This window comes from Gordonia lacunae (assembly GCF_002149015.1).
Taxonomy (GTDB): domain Bacteria; phylum Actinomycetota; class Actinomycetes; order Mycobacteriales; family Mycobacteriaceae; genus Gordonia; species Gordonia lacunae.
Map to the genome: position 1 here is coordinate 1 of NZ_NGFO01000041.1, position 17,890 is coordinate 17,890.

The following is a 17,890-nucleotide window of genomic DNA, read 5'->3' on the forward strand; positions in this document are numbered from 1 at the left end:
AGCTGCGGTCGGCCATGCCCGTCGGTCCCTGCTCGCGGTAACGCCGAGCCCATCGCTGGGCGGTGGTCACCGCGACTTGGAATCGTTCAGCGGCACGGCGCAGCGACCAACCGTCCTCAACGATGCAGCGGGCCAGACGCAGACGCCCGGTTTCTGACAATGGGGCATTACGGTGGGACACGAAGACCTCCGAGGATGGGGAGCGTTCCTTAGACAGCTCGCACTCCACTCGGAGGTCTTCTTCATGTCACCACGCCACGCCGTAGGCCGTACCTAACGTCCGTGGTCAGTACAGCTAGGTCTGGTCGGCGAACCGTTCGGCATCGTGGACCCACCCGAGGAGTTGGGGCCCAGTCCGTTCCGCCGTCCTTGCGGAGGTTGGGTCAGCCCCCGGACTTGTTGAGGGCTGGCCTGGCTTTCCCGTCGGGGCGGCCTATTAGCGCTGCTCCGTTACCTGGGTTCGCCCCGCGCCGATTGTCGCTCGAGCAGACGAAAAGCTTGTCGAAATCGCATTCTGCGGACTTGCTGATTGCTGCTGTGCGTACGATCTGCCGATGAGGATCAGATTCGTTGGTATGACTGGGCTGGCGGTCGCGAGCGTCCTCGGCGGCATGCTCATGGGCGCTGCAGACGCCGGTGCGACCACCCCGCAGATCGGGACATACTGCGCGGGTGCGGAAGTACTGGACTATCGCTACCAGTCCGACGGAACGCCCACTGTGTGCGTCTACATGGGCGCCAACGGCGGATACAAGTGGGTCAGCGTGGCCGCTACGGACCCCGTAGTCCGCGCGCCAGGTCAGCCGTGCTCAGGTGCCTATCCCGTCGCCGTGACCAGGTACGGCAAGGCCATCATGTGTGTGCAAGGCACATGGATGGTCGGTCCCTGAGGTCGGCTTCGATTGACCGGCGCCCTACTTGAAACTCAGTCGTAGCGTAGTCGGCGTCTATTGCCTCGGTGCTGGCCATGCGCGCGTTCGACGTCGCTGTCCACCGGGTTGATCGCCAGTCGACGGTCACCCATTCCGGCAGACCTCAAGAGCAATCGGCTGATGGGTCATCGATCCTGGCGCCGAAGTCGCCTGCAGGTCCCAGGGACTTCGCAACAAGAAAGCCCCGGCGTAAACCGGGGCTGACCTGCAGTAACATGGTGCGCGATACAAGGATTGAACTTGTGACCTCTTCCGTGTCAGGGAAGCGCTCTCCCACTGAGCTAATCGCGCGGGTATGGAATTGTGTAGCGGTGGAGGTGGCGACGGGAATCGAACCCGTGTACACGGCTTTGCAGGCCGTTGCCTCACCACTCGGCCACACCACCAGATGCGAGTCGACTCGCGCCGAGCGGATGACGGGATTCGAACCCGCGACCCTCACCTTGGCAAGGTGATGCGCTACCAGCTGCGCTACATCCGCATGCCCGCGAGCGATCTTGTGGATCGTGCTGCTCGCGGTGCGAAGAGAAACTTACGCGATGGTTTCCGAACTATCCAAATCGCCTGGTCAGGGACGTGGGAGAGAGTGAATCCCCAGCATGTGATTCGCGTGGCACGCCGAAACTCCCCACTGTGACGTGGCCCACCGCCGGAATTTGGGACTTCTGCGCAACCCGTGTAATCTTCTGGCTCGTGCACAGGCGCCCCTGGCATCGGCAGTAGGCGCCCGACACGGTCCCGTGGCTCAGTGGAAGAGCGTCCCGTTCACACCGGGAAGGTCGCTGGTTCGATCCCAGCCGGGACCACCGAATCACAAGAGCCTCGCCGAATCTCCGGCGAGGCTCTTCTCGTTGCAGGCCGCTGCGACGCCCCAGACCGGCCGGGGGAAGGTCACGGCGTGTGCGGCCGGCTCTCCCCGGCCTCCGGCCACGTCGAGTGCTGCCGGAGATACCGGATCACGTCAACGTCGATGGGGTTCCGTCCCGGAGCGGACCCGTCGCCGTGGACCTCGGCGTGCAACCGTTCCATCCGCTGATCCAGTTCGTTCGCGGTGCGGGCCGCCGAGGCGAGTTCCGCGGACAGATGATCGGGGACCAGGCCGTCGTACTTGTAGAAGATCTTGTGCTCCAACGTGGCCCAGAAGTCCATCGCCACGGTGCGGATCTGCAGTTCCACCACGACGTCGACGGGGCCGGTGGAGAGGAAGACCGGGATCGCGACGATCGCGTGCAGGCTCTTGTAGCCGTTGGGCTTGGGCGCCGCGATGTAGTCCTTGATCTCGATGACGCGGATGTCGTCGTGCGAGGTCAGGGTCTCCAGGATTCGGTAGGTGTCCGCGATGAAGCTGCAGGTGACGCGAATCCCTGCGATATCGGTCAGCTGTGCGCGGATCGAGGGCAGGTCGGGGGCGATGCCCTTGCGCATGGCCTTGCGCAGGATGCTCTCCGGTGTCTTGACCCGCGAGGTCACGTGCTCGATGGGGTTGTAGTGGTGCAGGTGAAGGAACTCGGTTCGCAGGATCGTCACCTTCGTGAGGATCTCGTCGACCGCGAACTGATGCTCCATCTGAAAGCGGGTCATGTCGTCACGCAGTCGCGCCAGATCACCCAGGATCTCCCGGTCGATCGGGCTGTTGCTGTCGCTAGCTGTCATCGGTCCTCCCCAGGTCTCTCGCTGATGGACGCACACCCGGCCATCGACCATCGACCATAGAAGGCCGCGGGGAGTCGGCCACGCCACCCGAGCGTGACGGCGGACCGGATTCACTGTTCGGGGCGGCGTTCGATCGATCAGATGAACACGGCCATCGACCCCAGATCTCGGCGCCCCGGGTGGATAGGATGCGGCGGCAGGTGTGTCGATCGGTGGCTCACAGCTGCAGGCGGACGTTTGGAGACAGACATGACGAGACGCTGTGAACGGCATGGCGGACGGCGCGCGGACAGTGCTGCGAATGAAGCGCCCCGTCGCCGGAATCCTGGTTACGACACTATTTGCCACGCAGGACCTCTGCCCTCGGCACGTGTATCGCTACGAGAACTTCTGAGGAGATCACTGATGGCCAGGGAGTCTGTCGCCGGAATGGTCATGGCAGCAGCGCTCATCGGCGCAATGGTCGGTGTCGGCGGGGCGTCGGCGACGCCGTCTTCGGTCCAGCGCGAAGGTGGACCCTGCTATCAGCACGAGTACGGCATGGACTCCGCCGACGGCACGCTGTACTGCTCCGCCGAAGTAGCTGGTTGGCGCAGCTACGCAGTATCGCGTGCACCCAAGGTCCGCATCGGCACCCCCTGCCCGCAGCTCGGTGCTCGCGCGATGGTGTACCAGACCGACGGCATCGCCACGTGCCGGCAGTCGAACAGCGCCGGTTTGCGATGGCAGTGGTAGGCGCAGCCCGGGCGTTCCGTGGGTGCGGCGTCACGACCGGTCGAGGTCAGTACGGGCTGCACCCCTGAACGAACACGGGCCGGTAGGGCTGTCCCGCACCTGCATCGACGTCGTCGAGGACCCGGGCCAGTCCGACGACCGCGGCGTCTGCGGATCGCTGCTGCGGCGCAGCGACGAACGCGTAACCGTGCCGCATCGTCACCGTGGCGACGATCCGAGCCTGCCAGCCCGGTGCGTCGGCGGGCGGTGACTGGATGCCGTCGTGGACGCGGCAGGTCGACCGCTGCGCGACCTTGGTGATGTCGTCACCCACCGAGGTCGACGGAAGTCCGGCCCCGGGCCGTCGGGACCGGGCTGTCTGTCGAACAACCGACCTCGCCTCGCGGCGTTTCGCGTGAGTCGTCTCACAGTTCGGGCGTACTCTCGCCGCGTGGCCGCGAAGACTGCCGTCGATCTGCCGGAGTCGTCTCGCGCTGTGCCCGCACGGATCTCGACGGCGGCGATCGTCGTCGCGGCCGTCGTCGCACTCGGGGTGATCGCCTGGCACGTCGTGGCGTTCCCCATCACCAACCCCTTCTACGGACTCTTCGAGAACGCCACCGATGTCCGCGTGTACAGCGCCGGCGCCACCACCGTGCTCGACGCCGGGCCGCTGTACGACGCCCCCGTCCTCTGGCGACTGCACTTCACCTATCCGCCGTTCGCGGCCGTGGTCTTCGTCCCGTTGGCCCTGCTCACCGAGACCGTCGCCAACATCGTATGGTGGACAATCGGATTCGCCGCACTCATCGGTGTGGTCGCGATGAGTCTCCGCAGCCTGAACTACCGCTTCGATGCCCGCCTCGGCGTGTTCGCCGTGCTGATCGCGATCGCGTCGACCGCACTCGAACCCGTCCGCACCACCGTCTGGCTGGGACAGGTCAACCTGCTGCTGATGACGCTCATCCTGGTCGACCTGGTCTTTCTCCGAAGCGGTTCCCGGTGGCGCGGGGTGGCCATCGGGATCGCCGCAGGGATCAAACTGACACCGCTGTTCGCCGTCCTCTACCTGCTGGCGACCCGACAGTGGCGCGCGGCCGGCACCGCGCTGGCGACCTTTGCGGCGACCGTGGCGATCGGCTTCCTCGTCGTCCCGGGCGATTCATGGGCTTACTGGACCCGCCACCTCACCGACACCGACCGCATCGGCCGGGCCGATTCACCCGCCAACCAGTCGGTGCGCGGATTCCTGTCGCAACTGCTGGCCCACTTCGACATCGGCCGGTTCGCCGAGCGCGCGCCCGGCGGACCGGTCTTCATGGCGCCGACGTGGCTGTGGCTTCCGGTCGCACTGTTCGTCGCCGGTCTGGGCCTGCTCGCCGCGGTGCTCGCCCACCGCGACTCGCGCGACCTTCTCGCGGCGACGATCGTCGGGATGACGATGTGTGCGGTCTCGCCCTTCGCGTGGGGGCACCACTGGGTCTGGTGTGTTCCCCTGTTCATCGTCGCGCTCGACCTGGCCCTGAGGCGAGGGAGGACGGCCCGTACGTTGTGGTACTGGCTTGCCCCGGCGGGCGTGGTGGCCCTGACGTTCACCTGGTGGCGGCACTGGTGGAGCAGCGGGCCGTATCTGACGTCGGACCACGCGATCGCCCTGGGGCTGTTCATGATGCCGCGTGACCCACCCGGCTCCGCCGTCGGGGACGTGCTGGTCGTGCTCTACGCGGGGTGCTACCCGCTGCTGCTCGCGGTCACCGTGTCGGCGACTCTGATCGACGCTGCGCGGACGCGGCACCGGCGTCGTACGTCGACTTCGCCGGCGCCGGAGGACGCCACCACGATCGCGTAGCCTGGACGTCACTTTTCCGGCCACGCACGGCCGGGACGAACACCGGCCCCAGGCGACCACCGGGCCGGACGAACAGGGTGGGAGACGATGCCGACACCGGGGGCGAGCGAGTCCGGAGTGAACGAGAGCTCCACGCCGAACCCGGCGGGGAGTGGATCGTCGACGTCGGACCGTACCGACACCGACCGCGGGTCCCGCCGGCATCGACTCCGCGTGTTCGCGCGCCACCGTCGCTACGTGGTGCGCAGCAATCCGCGGTGGCACGGCATCTACCGCATCGCGGTCGGGACCATCGGCACGATCGTGCTGCTGTGCGGCATCGTCGCGATCCCGTACCCGGGCCCCGGATGGCTCATCGTGTTCCTCGGACTGGGGATCCTGGCGTCGGAGTTCGACTGGGCCCACCGCCTGCTGAAGTTCGCGCGCGCCAAGTACGACGCCTGGATGGACTGGATCGGCCGTCAGCACTGGTCGGTGCAGGCGATCTTCTGGCTCGGCACCTGCGCGATCGTGATCGCGACCCTGTGGTTGCTCGGCGCCCTGCACACCGTCGCCGGCTGGGTGGGCCTCGACTACGAGTGGCTGGCGAGTCCGATCTTCGGCTGACGGCCGGCGCCACACGGTAGGGGTGCACTCCGCGACGACCCGGCGCGGATACCATCAGAGTCGCAAACGTCCCGACCCGGACGCGTCTTCGCGTGTCCGCCCCGACCCTAGGAGCGCCCCCGTGCCCGACGACGTCCAGGTGACCAGCCCCGCCACGATCCGTGTGCCGGCTGGGACGACCGCGGGCACCGCACTGCGCGAGGCCGAGTTGCCCAACAAGGGGCCGGAGGCCGTCGTCGTCGTCCGCGACGCGGGCGGCGATCTGCGCGACCTGTCGTGGGCACCCGACGCCGACACCGATGTCGAGCCGGTCGCCGCGAACACCGAGGCCGGCCGCAGCGTGATCCGGCATTCGGCCGCACACGTTCTCGCGCAAGCGGTCCAGGAGCTGTTCCCCGAGGCCAAGCTCGGCATCGGCCCGCCGATCAAGGACGGCTTCTACTACGACTTCGACGTCGCCGAGCCCTTCACACCCGAGGACATCGCAGCCCTCGAGAAGAAGATGAAGCAGATCATCAAGTCGGGTCAGCGATTCTCGCGCCGGGTCTACGCGTCGAAGGACGAGGCCCGCGCCGAACTGGCCGGCGAGCCGTTCAAACTCGAGCTGATCGACGACAAGGGCGCCGCCGACGACGCCGAGGTCATGGAGGTCGGCGGTGGGGAACTGTCGGTCTACGACAACCTCAATCCTCGTACGGGCGAACGGATCTGGTGCGATCTGTGCCGCGGGCCGCACGTCCCGACCACCAAGTACATCGCGGCCTTCAAGCTGACCCGCAGCTCGGCCGCGTACTGGCGCGGCGATCAGGCCAACGCCGGCCTGCAGCGCGTCTACGGCACCGCCTGGGAGTCGGCCGAGGCGCAGGACGCGTACCTGGAGATGCTCGCGGAGGCCGAGAAGCGCGACCATCGTCGTCTGGGTTCCGAGTTGGACCTGTTCAGCTTCCCCGACGAGATCGGCTCCGGACTGCCGGTGTTCCATCCCAAGGGCGGCATCATCCGCAAGGAGCTCGAGGACTACTCGCGACTGCGCCACTCGCAGGCCGGTTACGAGTTCGTCTACACCCCGCATGCGACGAAGGGCGAGCTGTTCAAGCGGTCGGGCCACCTCGACTGGTACGCCGACGGCATGTACCCGCCGATGCAGCTCGACGAGGAGGTCGACGCCGACGGCACCGTCCGCCGCCCGGCCATCGACTATTACCTCAAGCCGATGAACTGCCCGATGCACAATCTGATCTTCAACTCGCGGGGTCGTTCCTACCGCGAGTTGCCCCTGCGGCTGTTCGAGTTCGGCACCGTCTACCGCTACGAGAAGTCCGGCGTCGTGCACGGTCTGACCCGAGCCCGCGGCTTCACCCAGGACGACGCGCACATCTACTGCACCCGCGAACAGATGGGTGACGAGGTCCGGTCGCTGCTGCAGTTCGTGCTCGATCTCCTGCGCGACTACGGTCTCGACGACTTCTACCTGGAGCTCTCGACCCGCAACCCGGACAAGTCGATCGGCTCCGACGAGTCGTGGGAAGAGGCGACCGAGGTGTTGCGCGAGGCCGCGTCGAGCTTCGGTCTCGATCTCGTCGACGATCCCGGGGGCGCGGCGTTCTACGCACCGAAGATCTCCGTGCAGGCCCGCGACGCCATCGGCCGCACGTGGCAGATGTCGACGATCCAGGTCGACCTGATGCTGCCGGACCGGTTCGAGATGGAATACACCGGTTCCGACGGCGCCAAGCACCGTCCGGTCATGATCCACCGCGCGCTGTTCGGTTCGATCGAGCGGTTCTTCGGCGTGCTCACCGAGCACTACGCGGGTGCGTTCCCGGCCTGGTTGTCCCCGGTCCAGGTGGCGGGCATCCCGGTTGCCGAGGCGTTCGCCGATCACCTGCAGGGCGTCGTCGACGATCTGTTCGCCGCCGGCGTCCGCGCCGAGGTCGACCACTCCGACGACCGGATGCAGAAGAAGATCCGCAACCACACCACCGGCAAGGTGCCGTTCATGCTGCTGGCCGGCGAACGCGACGTCGAGGCCGGCGCGGTCAGTTTCCGCTTCCGCGACGGAACACAGGTCAACGGGGTTCCGGTGGCCGACGCGGTCTCCGTCATCGTCGAATGGGTCCGGAGCCGGCGCAACGAGTCGCCCACCAAGGAGCTGATCGAGGCCGCCCTGGGCGACGTGGAGACGGTCGTGGTGGCGGGGGCACTCGATGAGTGACGCCGCGTTCGGGGACGCGCCCGGCGAGATCCGGGACGAGGGTGTCGGCGTCGGCGACCGCCTGCAGCGGTTGTGGAGTCCGCACCGGATGACCTACATCGCCGACCCGCAGCCCGCGGAGAAGACCGGACACCCGTTCCTCGACATCCCGACCATGTCCGACGAGGACGGCCTCATCGTGGCGCGCGGCGAGGCCGTATACGCGGTGCTGAACCTCTATCCGTACAACCCCGGACACACCATGGTGGTGCCGTACCGGCAGGTCGCCGACCTCGAGGACCTGACCGCCACCGAATCGGCCGAGCTGATGTCGTTCACGCAGCGGATGATCCGGACCATCAAGTCGGTGTCGAATCCGAACGCCTTCAACGTGGGTCTGAACCTCGGCTACGCGGCGGGCGGTTCGCTGTCCGAGCACCTCCACCAGCACATCGTGCCGCGGTGGATGGGCGACGCGAACTTCATCACGATCGTGGGCGAGACGAAGGTCATGCCGCAGCTGCTGCGAGACACGCGCGGACTGCTGGCCGATGCCTGGCAACGTCTGGGTGACTGACGTCCGCGGCGTGCGATCAGATGAGGCGAGGTCAGACGATGAGTGACCGGGAAGCGTCGGGGCGCGACGCGCCGCGAGATGGGGGAGGAACTCGGCGATGCTGAGCATTCTGGGTCGGGCGTCGGTCTCGAAGGTGACCCTCCCGATGGGTCGGGCGCTCCTGCGGACCGGGCTGACGCCGGACTCGGTGACGGTGATCGGCACGCTGGCCGGTGTCGCAGCCGCACTCACCCTGTTCCCGATGGGCCACCTGTTCTGGGGCACGCTGGTCATCTGGCTGTTCGTGATGTTCGACATGCTCGACGGTGCGATGGCCCGTGCGCGGGGCGGGGGTACGCGCTTCGGTGCGGTCCTGGACGCGACCTGTGACCGGGTCGCCGACGGCGCCATCTTCGCGGGCCTGGCGTGGTGGTGCGCGGTCACCGAACCACATCATCTCCTGCTCGTCGCGACCCTGATCTGTCTGGTGACCTCGCAGGTGATCTCCTACGCCAAGGCCCGGGCGGAGGCGAGCGGTCTCTACGGCGACGGCGGTCTCATCGAGCGGCCGGATCGCCTCATCATCGTGCTCGTCGGAACCGGGCTCACCGGCCTCGGATTGTGGTGGGCCGTGCACGTGGCGATGTGGCTGCTCGCGGTCGCCAGCGTCATCACCGTCGGACAGCGGATGTGGTCGATCGCCCAGTCGCCGGGCGCGCGGGACCTCATCCCCCTCAAACCGGAACCCGAGGACACCGAAGCCGGGAACGGCCCGGCGACCGGCTCGGACGGGCCGACGCCACCCTCGGGGCAACGATGACCGACCTCGGCGCGCTGGCGGCCGACCTCGGGTACCGGGCGGGATGGGCCGCCGTCCGGTGGGCGCCGGAACGGGCGGCGCGGGCCGTGTTCGACCGTGTGGGGAACGTCGCCGGGCGCCGGTCCGGCGGTCCGGACCAGTTGCGGCGCAATCTCGCCCGTGTCCTCGGCGTCGAACCCGCGCAGGTGCCCGACGACCTCCTCGCCGACGCGATGCGGTCGTACGCACGCTACTGGTGTGAGGCCTTTCGGTTGCCGGCGCAGGATCGCGCGACGGTGGCGCAGACCGCGGTGCTCCCCGACGCGGACCGGGCTCGCCTGGATGCCGCGCTGGCCCCCGGCAAGGGCGTGATCCTGGCCCTGCCGCACACCGGCAACTGGGACATGGCCGGAGTCTGGCTGGTCCAGCACTACGGCCGATTCGCGACCGTCGCCGAGCGACTCAAGCCGGAGACGCTGTTCGAGCGGTTCGTGGCCTACCGGGAGTCGCTCGGCTTCGAGATCTTCCCGCTCAGTGGCGGCGAGCAGCCGCCCTTCGGACTACTGGCCGACCGGTTGCGCGCCGGGGGCATCGTGTGCCTGCTCGGGGAGCGGGACATCGCCCGGCACGGGGTGCCGGTGACCTTCTTCGGCGAACGAACCCGCATGCCGGCCGGGTCGGCGCGGCTGGCGATCGAGACCGGCGCGGCGCTGTTGCCGGCCCATCACTGGTTCGAGGAGGCGCCGTACTCCCGCATGAGCCTCGGCGAACCGATCGACGTCTCCGATGGCATCGAATCCGCCACGCAGGCGCTCGCCGACGCCTTCGCGGTCAACATCGCCGCGCATCCGGCGGATTGGCACATGCTGCAGCCGCTCTGGGAGGCGGACTGGACCGATCGGCAACGCAGTCGCGTGGAACGGGACGGGCCGCCGCGATGACCGGCCCGCACCATCAGGACTCGGAAACGACGACCAGGGGAGTGCCATGCGTATCGGGATGATCTGCCCCTACTCCTTCGATGTGCCCGGCGGGGTCCAGGCCCACGTCACCGAACTCGCCGACGTCTTCCTCGACCGCGGTCACGAGGTGAGTGTGCTCGCCCCGGCCGCCCGCGACACCGACCTGCCGGAGTACGTCGTCCGGGCGGGGCCGGCGCTGGCCATCCCGTACAACGGGTCGGTCTCCCGGGTGAACTTCAGTCCCAAGGGCTACCTGCGACTCCGACGCTGGGTCGCCGAGAACGGCTTCGACGTCCTGCACGTCCACGAACCGAATTCACCGAGCATCTCGATGCTGTCGCTCATGGTGGCGTCCGGCCCGATCGTCACGACATTTCACACCGCCACCTCGAAGTCGTTGTGGCTGAGCGTTTTCCAGGGAATCCTGCGGCCTTATCACGAGCGCATCGCGGGCAAGATCGCCGTCTCCGAACTCGCGCGCCGGTGGCAGATGGAATCGCTCGGCTCGGACGCCGTCGAGATCCCGAACGGCATCAACGTCGCGTCCTTCGCCGACGCGGAGCCGCTCGAGGGTTATCCGCATCCCGGTGGGACGATCCTGTTCCTCGGCCGCTTCGACGAGCCGCGCAAGGGCATCGACGTGCTGATGCGCGCGCTGCCCGCGGTCGTGGAGAAGTTCCCCTACGTGCGGGTCCTGGTCGTCGGCGGCGGCAACCAGGCGGCGTTGCGCCGTCGGGCGGGCGCGCTCGCCGAGCACCTCGTGTTCCTCGGGCAGGTCGACGACGCGACCAAGGCGCGAGCACTGGCCTCCGCCGACGTCTACTGCGCACCCAACCTCGGCGGCGAGAGCTTCGGCATCGTCCTGGTCGAGGCGATGGCGGCCGGCGCGGCGGTGATCGCCAGCTCGTTGAACGCCTTCCGCCGGGTCCTCGACGACGGCCGGGCGGGTCGGCTGGTCGAGACGGGTTCCCCCGAACAACTCGCCGCCGGTCTCGTCGAGCTGCTCACCGATCCGGACGCGCGCGCGGATCTCGTCGCCGCCGGCCGGGTGCGCGCCGACAGATACGACTGGTCGCGGGTCGCCGACCAGATCCTCCGGGTCTACGACACCGTCACCGTGGGAGCCGGCCCGGTGGTGGTGTCGGACTGATGGCCACCTGGATCGTGCTCGGCGTGGTGGCCGTGCTGCTCGTGATGGGCTGGGCCTACCACACGGCGAACCGGCTCGACCGCCTCAACGTGCGGGTCGATCTCGCCCGTCAGGCGCTCGAGTCGAGTCTCGACCGCCGTGCGGTCGTCGTCCGTGCCGTGGCCGCCGAGATGATCGCGGGCGACGGTGGCGCGGGGTACCGCAAGTCCGTCGACGACGACGTCGCCGCGCAGGCGCGGGAGCTGGCGCTGCTGGCCGACCGGGCCGAACGTGCCGCGCCGTCGGCGCGTGAGGACGCCGAGAACGCGGTGTCGGCCGCACTGGCGCGGACCGACCCGAACCGCCGGTCCGCGGCTCTGGTCGTCGAACTCGCCGATGCCGAGACACGGGTGATGATGGCACGTCGGTTCTACAACGACGCCGTCCGCGACACCCGGGCGCTCGCGCAGCGGCGGCCCGTCCGGTGGCTGCGGCTCGGCGGGCATGCGACGCCCCCGGAGTACTTCGAGATCATCGAGCGCGTCACCCCAGGCCAGGCGGACTGACCCTCGTCGGGGGCGATCGGCCCCTCACCTAGACTGGTGGGCGTACCGCCGCCGCGATCGCGGCTGGTCGAGACTGCGACACGAGGAGATCTTCAGTGAGTCACAACGGCGCGACCGTTCCCGAGGTCGGCCAGGGCACGGCCCGGGTCAAGCGCGGGATGGCAGAGATGCTCAAGGGCGGCGTGATCATGGACGTCGTGACCCCCGAGCAGGCGAAGATCGCCGAGGACGCCGGTGCCGTCGCGGTCATGGCCCTCGAGCGGGTGCCCGCCGACATCCGTGCCCAGGGCGGGGTGTCGCGGATGAGTGATCCGGACATGATCGACGGCATCATCGCCGCCGTGTCGATCCCGGTGATGGCCAAGGCCCGCATCGGTCATTTCGTCGAGGCGCAGGTCCTGCAGAGCCTGGGTGTGGACTACGTCGACGAGTCCGAGGTCCTGACCCCGGCCGATTACAGCAACCACATCGACAAATGGGCGTTCACCGTGCCGTTCGTGTGCGGTGCGACCAATCTCGGTGAGGCCCTGCGCCGCATCACCGAGGGCGCGGCGATGATCCGTTCGAAGGGCGAGGCGGGCACCGGCGACGTGTCCAACGCGACCACGCACATGCGCAAGATCCGCGACGAGATCCGTCGGCTGACGTCGCTGCCGAAGGACGAGCTGTACGTCGCGGCGAAGGAATTGCAGGCACCGTACGATCTCGTGGTCGAGGTGGCCGAAGCCGGCAAGCTGCCGGTCACGCTGTTCACCGCCGGTGGCATCGCCACCCCGGCCGACGCCGCGATGATGATGCAGCTCGGCGCCGAAGGCGTGTTCGTGGGATCGGGGATCTTCAAGTCGGGCAACCCGGCACAGCGCGCCGCGGCGATCGTGCAGGCCACCACCTTCCACGACGACCCGGACGTGCTGGCGAAGGTCTCGCGCGGCCTGGGTGAGGCGATGGTCGGCATCAACGTCGACGACATCCCGCAGCCGCACCGCCTCGCCGAGCGCGGCTGGTGACCGGTTCGACCGAATCGAAGGTGGTCAGAAGGGCCACCATCCGCCGCGGCGCCCCCGCCCAACACGCCGGAGACCGAACAGTCGACAGGCGTAGCGGGTCAGGGGCTCCGCGGCGGTAGTATCTGCTGATCATGGATGCGGCGACGATCGTTCGAGACGCCTCGGTCTCGGGCACACACATCGTGGGTGAATTGCGGCTCGAGTGGTCTGCCGCGTGCAACGTGGGACGGGTCCGGGAGACCAACGAGGACGCAGCTCTCGCGCTGCCGGGGATGTACCTGCTCGCCGACGGCATGGGTGGACACGACAGCGGTGAACTGGCCAGCGAGGCAGCACTTCTCACGCTGTCGGAGGCCACGAGCGCGGGGGAGCTCAAGGCGACCCAACTCCAACTCGACGATCTGCTGCTCGCCGCGCAGCGCCGGATCGGGGAGATCGACACCGAAACCGATCGTCGGGCCGGTACCACCGCGACCGGCATCGTGCTCGTCACCCACGAGCAGAGCCCCCACTGGCTGGTGCTCAACATCGGTGACTCGCGGACCTACCGTTTCCAGAACGGGTCGCTCAACCAGCTCACCACCGACCACTCCCAGGTCCAGGAGTTCATCGACGCCGGCTTCCTGACCCCGGAACAGGCCCGAACCGACCCGCGCCGCAACGTGATCACCCGTGCGCTGGGGGCGGGCATGGTCGACCCGGTGGCCGACTACTCGAGCACGCCGGCCTTCCCGGGGGACGTGCTGCTGCTGTGCACCGACGGCCTGACCGGGGAACTCCCCGACGAGGAGATCGGTGACATCCTGCGCAACGCCGCGGATTCCCAGCAGGCGGCCGAGCGGCTCGTCGACGCCGCACTGGCGCTCGGCGCGCACGACAACGTCACCGTGATCGTCGTGACCGTCCACGAGTCGGTACCGACCCTGACGATGCCCGCGCTCGACGGTTCGGCGCAGGGAGAGGCCGCCGGACAGGCTCCGGCCCCCGACCCGAGCTGATCGGAGAGCTGATGACCACGGGGCAGGATCGAGCCGCGTCTCCCGCCGAGCCCGGCGACGCCGCCCTCGATGCCGGGGCGACCTACGTCGAGTACTGCGGCGAACGCATCGCCCTCGACGCCGACCGCCGATTCTTCATCGGCCGGGAAGCGGATCTGTCGATCGACGACAATCCGTACCTTCATCGTCGATTCCTGGTGATCCACAACGAGAACGGGCTGTGGTGGCTCACCAATCTCGGTACGCATCTGTCGGCGAGCGTCTCGGCGGGTGATGTCGGCTTCTCCGCGACGCTGGGTCCGGGTGCGCGGATGCCGCTGGTCTTCGGGGAGACGACCATCGTGTTCACCGCCGGTCCCACCACCTACGAGTTGAGTCTGTTCGCCCGCGCTCCCCAGGTGAAATCGGTGACGCGTCCGGAATACAGCGGCGGGCACACCACGCAGGGCGTGCCGACGCTCACCGAGAGCCAGAAACTGCTGATCATCGTGCTGGCCGAGGAGATCCTGCGGCGCGAAGGGACCGGCGCGAGCGCCATCCCGTCGTCGGCGCAGGCGGCCCGAAGGCTGGGGTGGCCGCTGACCAAGTTCAACCGCAAGCTCGACAACGTCTGCGACAAGCTCGATCAACTCGGGGTGAGCGGAATGCGCGGCGGGGGCGGCAAACTCGCCAGCAATCGCCGGACCAAACTCGTCGAGTACGCGGTGTCCTCGCGCATCGTCACCCGCGAGGACCTCCCGCTCATCGACGCCGAAGCCGCACGGAACGCCGCCGGCTGAGGCCGGTCCTCTCTCGCACACCGTTGACCTGCGGTTTCATCGTGGGTAGTTCTCCCCACGGGTAGGGGAGTTCTCCCCATCGACCGCCCGGGCGAAAGCTCATAATCTTCATCTCATCGCCGGGAGAACCCGGAGGACCACCCCAGAAGATGAGTGAAGAGGAAGCACACATGACTGCGATCGCCCACCCGGCTCCCCAGCACCTGCGCTCGGTCAGCGCTCGTCGCGATGCGGAGGCCATCGCCCGCCGGAAGGAAGCCCTGGCGCGTCTCGCGGCCCGCCGGATGCCGTTGCCCGGCCACCAGATCCAGACGTCTCGCGCGGGTCAACCGCTCGGCCTGGGGCACCGTCCGGGACACCCCCACCTGCACCGGGCGGTCGCCGTGCCCACCGACACCCCCGAGGTCGCGGTGGCACCGGTCGTCGACCGCGCCAAGCCGAACCTCACCTCGCGCGAGGTCGAGGTCCTGCGCACCTGGATGCTCGTCGATTCCAAACCTGCTGTGGCACAGGAGCTCTACATCTCGCTCGGCACGGTCAACACCCACCTCACCCGCATCCGGGCCAAGTACGCCGAGATCGGCCGTCCGGCCCCGACGAAGGCGTCGCTGGTCGCCCGGGCCATCCAGGACGGGATCATGACGCTCGACGAGCTGTGATCGCCCGCCGCGCTTCGGCGGGCAGGGGAGTGCCCACCGGGGTGGTGCGCGATACTGGTGTGCGTGGCAGCCATCGAGGACATACTCCAGGTCGAACAGATCGAGACCGACATCTACCGTGGCGGTGCGTTCCCGAGTCACCTCCAGCGGACCTTCGGCGGCCAGGTCGCCGGACAGTCACTGATGTCGGCGACCCGCACGGTGTCCGACGAGTTCGACGTCCATTCCCTGCACGGCTACTTCCTGCGTCCCGGTGACCCGGATCGCCCGGCGGTGTTCCTCGTCGACCGGATCCGGGACGGGCGGTCCTTCGTCACCCGGCGGGTGACCGGAGTCCAGAACGGCGAGGCGATCTTCACGATGTCCGCGTCGTTCCACGTCCGCACCGACGAGGGCTACGAGCACCAGGACCGGATGCCGCCGGCGCCGCGCCCGGACGAACTGACCGACCGCCTGGACGAACTGGGTGACGAAGAACGCGCGGTGTTCAAGGAGTGGCGCAACTTCGATCTGCGCATCGTGCCGCCCGAGATGATGGTCACGTCGTCGTATTTCGCTGCACAGCAACGGGTGTGGTTCCGCTACCGCCATCGGCTGCCCGACGACACCGTCTTCCACGTCGGCACCCTGGCCTACATGAGCGACATGACCCTGCTCGGGTCGTCGCGCGTACCGCATCCCGAGTCGAACCCGCAGGTCGCCTCGCTCGACCATGCGATGTGGTTCATGCGCCCCTTCCGCGCCGACGACTGGCTGCTCTATGACCAGACCTCGCCCTCGGCGGGCGCGGGCCGCGCACTGACGCAGGGACGGATCTTCGACATCCAGGGCCGACTCGTCGCGGCGGTCACCCAGGAGGGGCTGGCCCGCACCGGTCGAGTGATGCCGGCCGACCAGCACGCGCGGACCGATCGGTGAGCGCGACGAGCCGACCGCGCATCGGGGTACTGGCACTCCAGGGCGACGTGCGCGAACACGTCTTCGCGCTCGAGGCGTCCGGCGCCGAGGCCGTGACCGTCCGGCGCCCGGCCGAACTCGACGAGGTCGACGGCATCGTCATCCCGGGCGGGGAGTCGACGACCATGAGCAAGCTGCTCGGCATCTTCGACCTGTTCGACCCGCTGGCGGACAAGCTGTCCGACGGGCTCCCGGCCTACGGTTCGTGCGCCGGAATGATCATGCTCGCGTCCACGATCCTCGACACGCGGCCCGACGCGCGACACCTCGATGCTCTGAATGTGACCGTGCGGCGCAACGCATTCGGTCGCCAGGTGGAGAGCTTCGAGACCGATCTGGAGTTCACCGGGATCACCGACACCGCGGGTGCCGCGCCGATGCGTGCGGTGTTCATCCGCGCGCCGTGGGTCGAGACGATCGCTCCCGAGGTCGAGGTGCTGGCGCGCGTTCCCGACGGTCCGGCGGCCGGTCGGATCGTCGCGGTCCGCCAGGGGAACGTACTCGCGACGTCGTTTCACCCGGAGGTGACCGGCGACCGGCGCGTACATGAATACTTCGTGGAGATGGTGCGTCGGTAAGATCGTGCCGAACCAGCGGTAGACCACGAGCCCGGCACCGCGCCGGGGACAACCAACAGGGCGACCGAGTAGAGGCAGGAGTGCGCCGGATGCGGGCTGCGGCCCGCCGCACGTGCCGGCGCCGGGAAAGGAATCGACGGACATGAGCGGCCACTCCAAATGGGCCACCACCAAGCACAAGAAGGCGGCCATCGACGCCAAGCGCGGCAAGATGTTCGCCAAGCTCATCAAGAACATCGAGGTGGCGGCACGGACCGGCGGCGGCGACCCGGCGGGCAACCCCACGCTGTTCGACGCCATCCAGAAGGCGAAGAAGTCGTCGGTCCCCAACGACAACATCGAGCGCGCGCGCAAGCGCGGCGGTGGTGAAGAGGCCGGCGGCGCGGACTGGCAGACCATCATGTACGAGGGCTACGGACCCAACGGCGTGGCGGTGCTCATCGAGTGTCTCACCGACAACCGCAACCGCGCGGCCGGCGAGGTCCGGACCGCGATGACGCGCAACGGCGGCAACATGGCCGACCCGGGTTCGGTGTCCTACCTGTTCACCCGCAAGGGCGTGGTGACGCTCGAGAAGAACGGGCAGAGCGAGGACGACGTGCTGATGGCGGTGCTCGACGCGGGCGCCGAAGAGGTCACCGATCTGGGTGAGTCCTTCGAGATCGTCAGCGAGCCAAGCGATCTGATCGCCGTCCGCAGTGCTCTGCAGGAAGCCGGGATCGACTACGACTCCGCCGAGGCGAGCTTCCGCGCGTCGGTCGAGGTGGCCGTGGACGCCGACGGCGCCCGCAAGGTGTTCAAGCTGATCGACGCCCTCGAGGACTCCGACGACGTCCAGAACGTCTACAGCAATGTCGACATCAGCGACGACGTGCTCGCCGAACTCGAGAACGACTGACCTGCAGGCTCCGCCCGGTGTGTTGATCACCGGACTTGTCCGTCCTCCCGGATA

Annotated in this window: 20 protein-coding genes and 4 tRNA genes; 18 read left to right on the plus strand and 6 right to left on the minus strand. The window is 68.2% G+C overall.

The annotated features are described in order from the left end of the window. The coding region (locus CA982_RS23500; RefSeq protein WP_144066106.1) for a helix-turn-helix domain-containing protein at positions 1-181 on the minus strand (181 nt) is incomplete at its 3' end. A gap of 394 nt (positions 182-575) precedes the next feature. Between CA982_RS23500 and CA982_RS23505 the strand changes: the two genes are divergently transcribed. Continuing rightward, positions 576-890, plus strand: coding sequence for a hypothetical protein (locus CA982_RS23505; RefSeq protein WP_244176469.1), 315 nt, complete (start codon positions 576-578; stop codon positions 888-890). A 258-nt stretch (positions 891-1,148) separates the two neighbouring features. On the opposite strand, the gene CA982_RS23510 is transcribed toward CA982_RS23505, so the two are convergent. The 3 genes from CA982_RS23510 to CA982_RS23520 form a co-directional block, all read right to left on the minus strand. Beyond that, positions 1,149-1,223: transfer RNA gene (locus CA982_RS23510), tRNA-Val, on the minus strand. A 21-nt stretch (positions 1,224-1,244) separates the two neighbouring features. Further along, positions 1,245-1,318: transfer RNA gene (locus CA982_RS23515), tRNA-Cys, on the minus strand. A gap of 22 nt (positions 1,319-1,340) precedes the next feature. Then, a tRNA-Gly gene (locus tag CA982_RS23520) sits at positions 1,341-1,413 on the minus strand. Between the two features lie 253 nt (positions 1,414-1,666). Between CA982_RS23520 and CA982_RS23525 the strand changes: the two genes are divergently transcribed. Beyond that, positions 1,667-1,738: transfer RNA gene (locus tag CA982_RS23525), tRNA-Val, on the plus strand. An 85-nt stretch (positions 1,739-1,823) separates the two neighbouring features. On the opposite strand, the gene CA982_RS23530 is transcribed toward CA982_RS23525, so the two are convergent. Then, positions 1,824-2,585: a GTP pyrophosphokinase gene (locus tag CA982_RS23530; RefSeq protein ID WP_086537585.1), complete on the minus strand. Its 762-nt coding sequence runs from the start codon at positions 2,583-2,585 to the stop codon at positions 1,824-1,826. Between the two features lie 405 nt (positions 2,586-2,990). Between CA982_RS23530 and CA982_RS23535 the strand changes: the two genes are divergently transcribed. After that, on the plus strand, positions 2,991-3,320 hold the full coding sequence (locus CA982_RS23535; RefSeq protein WP_086537554.1) for a hypothetical protein: 330 nt from the start codon (positions 2,991-2,993) through the stop codon (positions 3,318-3,320). A gap of 46 nt (positions 3,321-3,366) precedes the next feature. Here the strand turns inward: CA982_RS23535 and CA982_RS23540 are convergent, their stop codons facing one another. Next, positions 3,367-3,633 (minus strand): hypothetical protein, encoded by a 267-nt coding sequence (locus CA982_RS23540; protein WP_208618080.1) that lies wholly within the window; start codon positions 3,631-3,633, stop codon positions 3,367-3,369. 117 nt (positions 3,634-3,750) lie between these two features. Between CA982_RS23540 and CA982_RS23545 the strand changes: the two genes are divergently transcribed. The 15 genes from CA982_RS23545 (at position 3,751) to CA982_RS23615 (ending at position 17,836) form a co-directional block, all read left to right on the plus strand. Next, positions 3,751-5,148, plus strand: a complete 1,398-nt coding sequence (locus CA982_RS23545; RefSeq protein ID WP_086537555.1) for a glycosyltransferase 87 family protein — start codon at positions 3,751-3,753, stop codon at positions 5,146-5,148. Positions 5,149-5,235: 87 nt separating this feature from the next. Beyond that, on the plus strand, positions 5,236-5,754 hold the full coding sequence (locus CA982_RS23550; protein ID WP_086537556.1) for a TIGR02611 family protein: 519 nt from the start codon (positions 5,236-5,238) through the stop codon (positions 5,752-5,754). Positions 5,755-5,875: 121 nt separating this feature from the next. Continuing rightward, the gene (thrS, locus tag CA982_RS23555; protein WP_086537557.1) at positions 5,876-7,969 is read left to right on the plus strand and encodes a threonine--tRNA ligase; all 2,094 of its coding nucleotides are present in this window, start codon (positions 5,876-5,878) and stop codon (positions 7,967-7,969) included. Beyond that, the gene (locus CA982_RS23560) at positions 7,962-8,525 is read left to right on the plus strand and encodes an ATP adenylyltransferase (RefSeq protein WP_004018806.1); all 564 of its coding nucleotides are present in this window, start codon (positions 7,962-7,964) and stop codon (positions 8,523-8,525) included. Before thrS ends, CA982_RS23560 begins: the two co-directional genes overlap by 8 nt. Positions 8,526-8,622: 97 nt before the next feature. Continuing rightward, positions 8,623-9,324, plus strand: a complete 702-nt coding sequence (gene pgsA / locus CA982_RS23565) for a phosphatidylinositol phosphate synthase (protein WP_086537558.1) — start codon at positions 8,623-8,625, stop codon at positions 9,322-9,324. Then, a complete protein-coding gene (locus tag CA982_RS23570; protein ID WP_086537559.1) occupies positions 9,321-10,244 on the plus strand; it encodes a phosphatidylinositol mannoside acyltransferase in 924 nt (307 codons plus the stop codon). The genes pgsA and CA982_RS23570 overlap by 4 nt, the downstream gene beginning before the upstream one ends. A 46-nt stretch (positions 10,245-10,290) precedes the next feature. Further along, positions 10,291-11,415: a glycosyltransferase family 4 protein gene (locus tag CA982_RS23575; RefSeq protein WP_086537560.1), complete on the plus strand. Its 1,125-nt coding sequence runs from the start codon at positions 10,291-10,293 to the stop codon at positions 11,413-11,415. Next, positions 11,415-11,960, plus strand: a complete 546-nt coding sequence (locus tag CA982_RS23580; protein ID WP_086537561.1) for a LemA family protein — start codon at positions 11,415-11,417, stop codon at positions 11,958-11,960. Before CA982_RS23575 ends, CA982_RS23580 begins: the two co-directional genes overlap by 1 nt. Before the next feature lie 95 nt (positions 11,961-12,055). Continuing rightward, positions 12,056-12,967 carry a pyridoxal 5'-phosphate synthase lyase subunit PdxS gene (gene pdxS, locus CA982_RS23585; protein ID WP_086537562.1) on the plus strand — a complete coding sequence of 304 codons (912 nt, stop codon included), beginning with the start codon at positions 12,056-12,058 and terminating at the stop codon, positions 12,965-12,967. A 131-nt stretch (positions 12,968-13,098) separates the two neighbouring features. Then, complete coding sequence (locus tag CA982_RS23590) at positions 13,099-13,965, plus strand: PP2C family protein-serine/threonine phosphatase (RefSeq protein WP_086537563.1); 867 nt, start codon at positions 13,099-13,101, stop codon at positions 13,963-13,965. Between the two features lie 11 nt (positions 13,966-13,976). Next, positions 13,977-14,744: an FHA domain-containing protein gene (locus tag CA982_RS23595; protein WP_086537564.1), complete on the plus strand. Its 768-nt coding sequence runs from the start codon at positions 13,977-13,979 to the stop codon at positions 14,742-14,744. 170 nt (positions 14,745-14,914) lie between these two features. Then, a complete protein-coding gene (locus tag CA982_RS23600; RefSeq protein WP_086537565.1) occupies positions 14,915-15,403 on the plus strand; it encodes a helix-turn-helix transcriptional regulator in 489 nt (162 codons plus the stop codon). 63 nt (positions 15,404-15,466) lie between these two features. Beyond that, entirely contained in the window at positions 15,467-16,321 is an 855-nt protein-coding gene (locus CA982_RS23605; RefSeq protein ID WP_086537566.1) for an acyl-CoA thioesterase, read from the plus strand. Continuing rightward, the gene (pdxT, locus tag CA982_RS23610) at positions 16,318-16,938 is read left to right on the plus strand and encodes a pyridoxal 5'-phosphate synthase glutaminase subunit PdxT (RefSeq protein WP_086537567.1); all 621 of its coding nucleotides are present in this window, start codon (positions 16,318-16,320) and stop codon (positions 16,936-16,938) included. The genes CA982_RS23605 and pdxT overlap by 4 nt, the downstream gene beginning before the upstream one ends. Positions 16,939-17,080: 142 nt before the next feature. Beyond that, entirely contained in the window at positions 17,081-17,836 is a 756-nt protein-coding gene (locus CA982_RS23615) for a YebC/PmpR family DNA-binding transcriptional regulator (RefSeq protein WP_004018794.1), read from the plus strand. Positions 17,837-17,890: the final 54 nt, after the last annotated feature.

Bases quoted from the DNA above. Each gene is read 5' to 3' on its own strand.
- CA982_RS23505 (WP_244176469.1), top strand. From the start codon at position 576: ATGACTGGGCTGGCGGTCGCGAGCGTCCTCGGCGGCATGCTCATGGGC.
- CA982_RS23530 (WP_086537585.1), bottom strand. From the start codon at position 2,585: ATGACAGCTAGCGACAGCAACAGCCCGATCGACCGGGAGATCCTGGGT.
- CA982_RS23535 (WP_086537554.1), top strand. From the start codon at position 2,991: ATGGCCAGGGAGTCTGTCGCCGGAATGGTCATGGCAGCAGCGCTCATC.
- CA982_RS23550 (WP_086537556.1), top strand. From the start codon at position 5,236: ATGCCGACACCGGGGGCGAGCGAGTCCGGAGTGAACGAGAGCTCCACG.
- CA982_RS23560 (WP_004018806.1), top strand. From the start codon at position 7,962: ATGAGTGACGCCGCGTTCGGGGACGCGCCCGGCGAGATCCGGGACGAG.
- pgsA (WP_086537558.1), top strand. From the start codon at position 8,623: ATGCTGAGCATTCTGGGTCGGGCGTCGGTCTCGAAGGTGACCCTCCCG.
- CA982_RS23570 (WP_086537559.1), top strand. From the start codon at position 9,321: ATGACCGACCTCGGCGCGCTGGCGGCCGACCTCGGGTACCGGGCGGGA.
- CA982_RS23575 (WP_086537560.1), top strand. From the start codon at position 10,291: ATGCGTATCGGGATGATCTGCCCCTACTCCTTCGATGTGCCCGGCGGG.
- CA982_RS23580 (WP_086537561.1), top strand. From the start codon at position 11,415: ATGGCCACCTGGATCGTGCTCGGCGTGGTGGCCGTGCTGCTCGTGATG.
- CA982_RS23590 (WP_086537563.1), top strand. From the start codon at position 13,099: ATGGATGCGGCGACGATCGTTCGAGACGCCTCGGTCTCGGGCACACAC.
- CA982_RS23595 (WP_086537564.1), top strand. From the start codon at position 13,977: ATGACCACGGGGCAGGATCGAGCCGCGTCTCCCGCCGAGCCCGGCGAC.
- CA982_RS23600 (WP_086537565.1), top strand. From the start codon at position 14,915: ATGACTGCGATCGCCCACCCGGCTCCCCAGCACCTGCGCTCGGTCAGC.
- CA982_RS23615 (WP_004018794.1), top strand. From the start codon at position 17,081: ATGAGCGGCCACTCCAAATGGGCCACCACCAAGCACAAGAAGGCGGCC.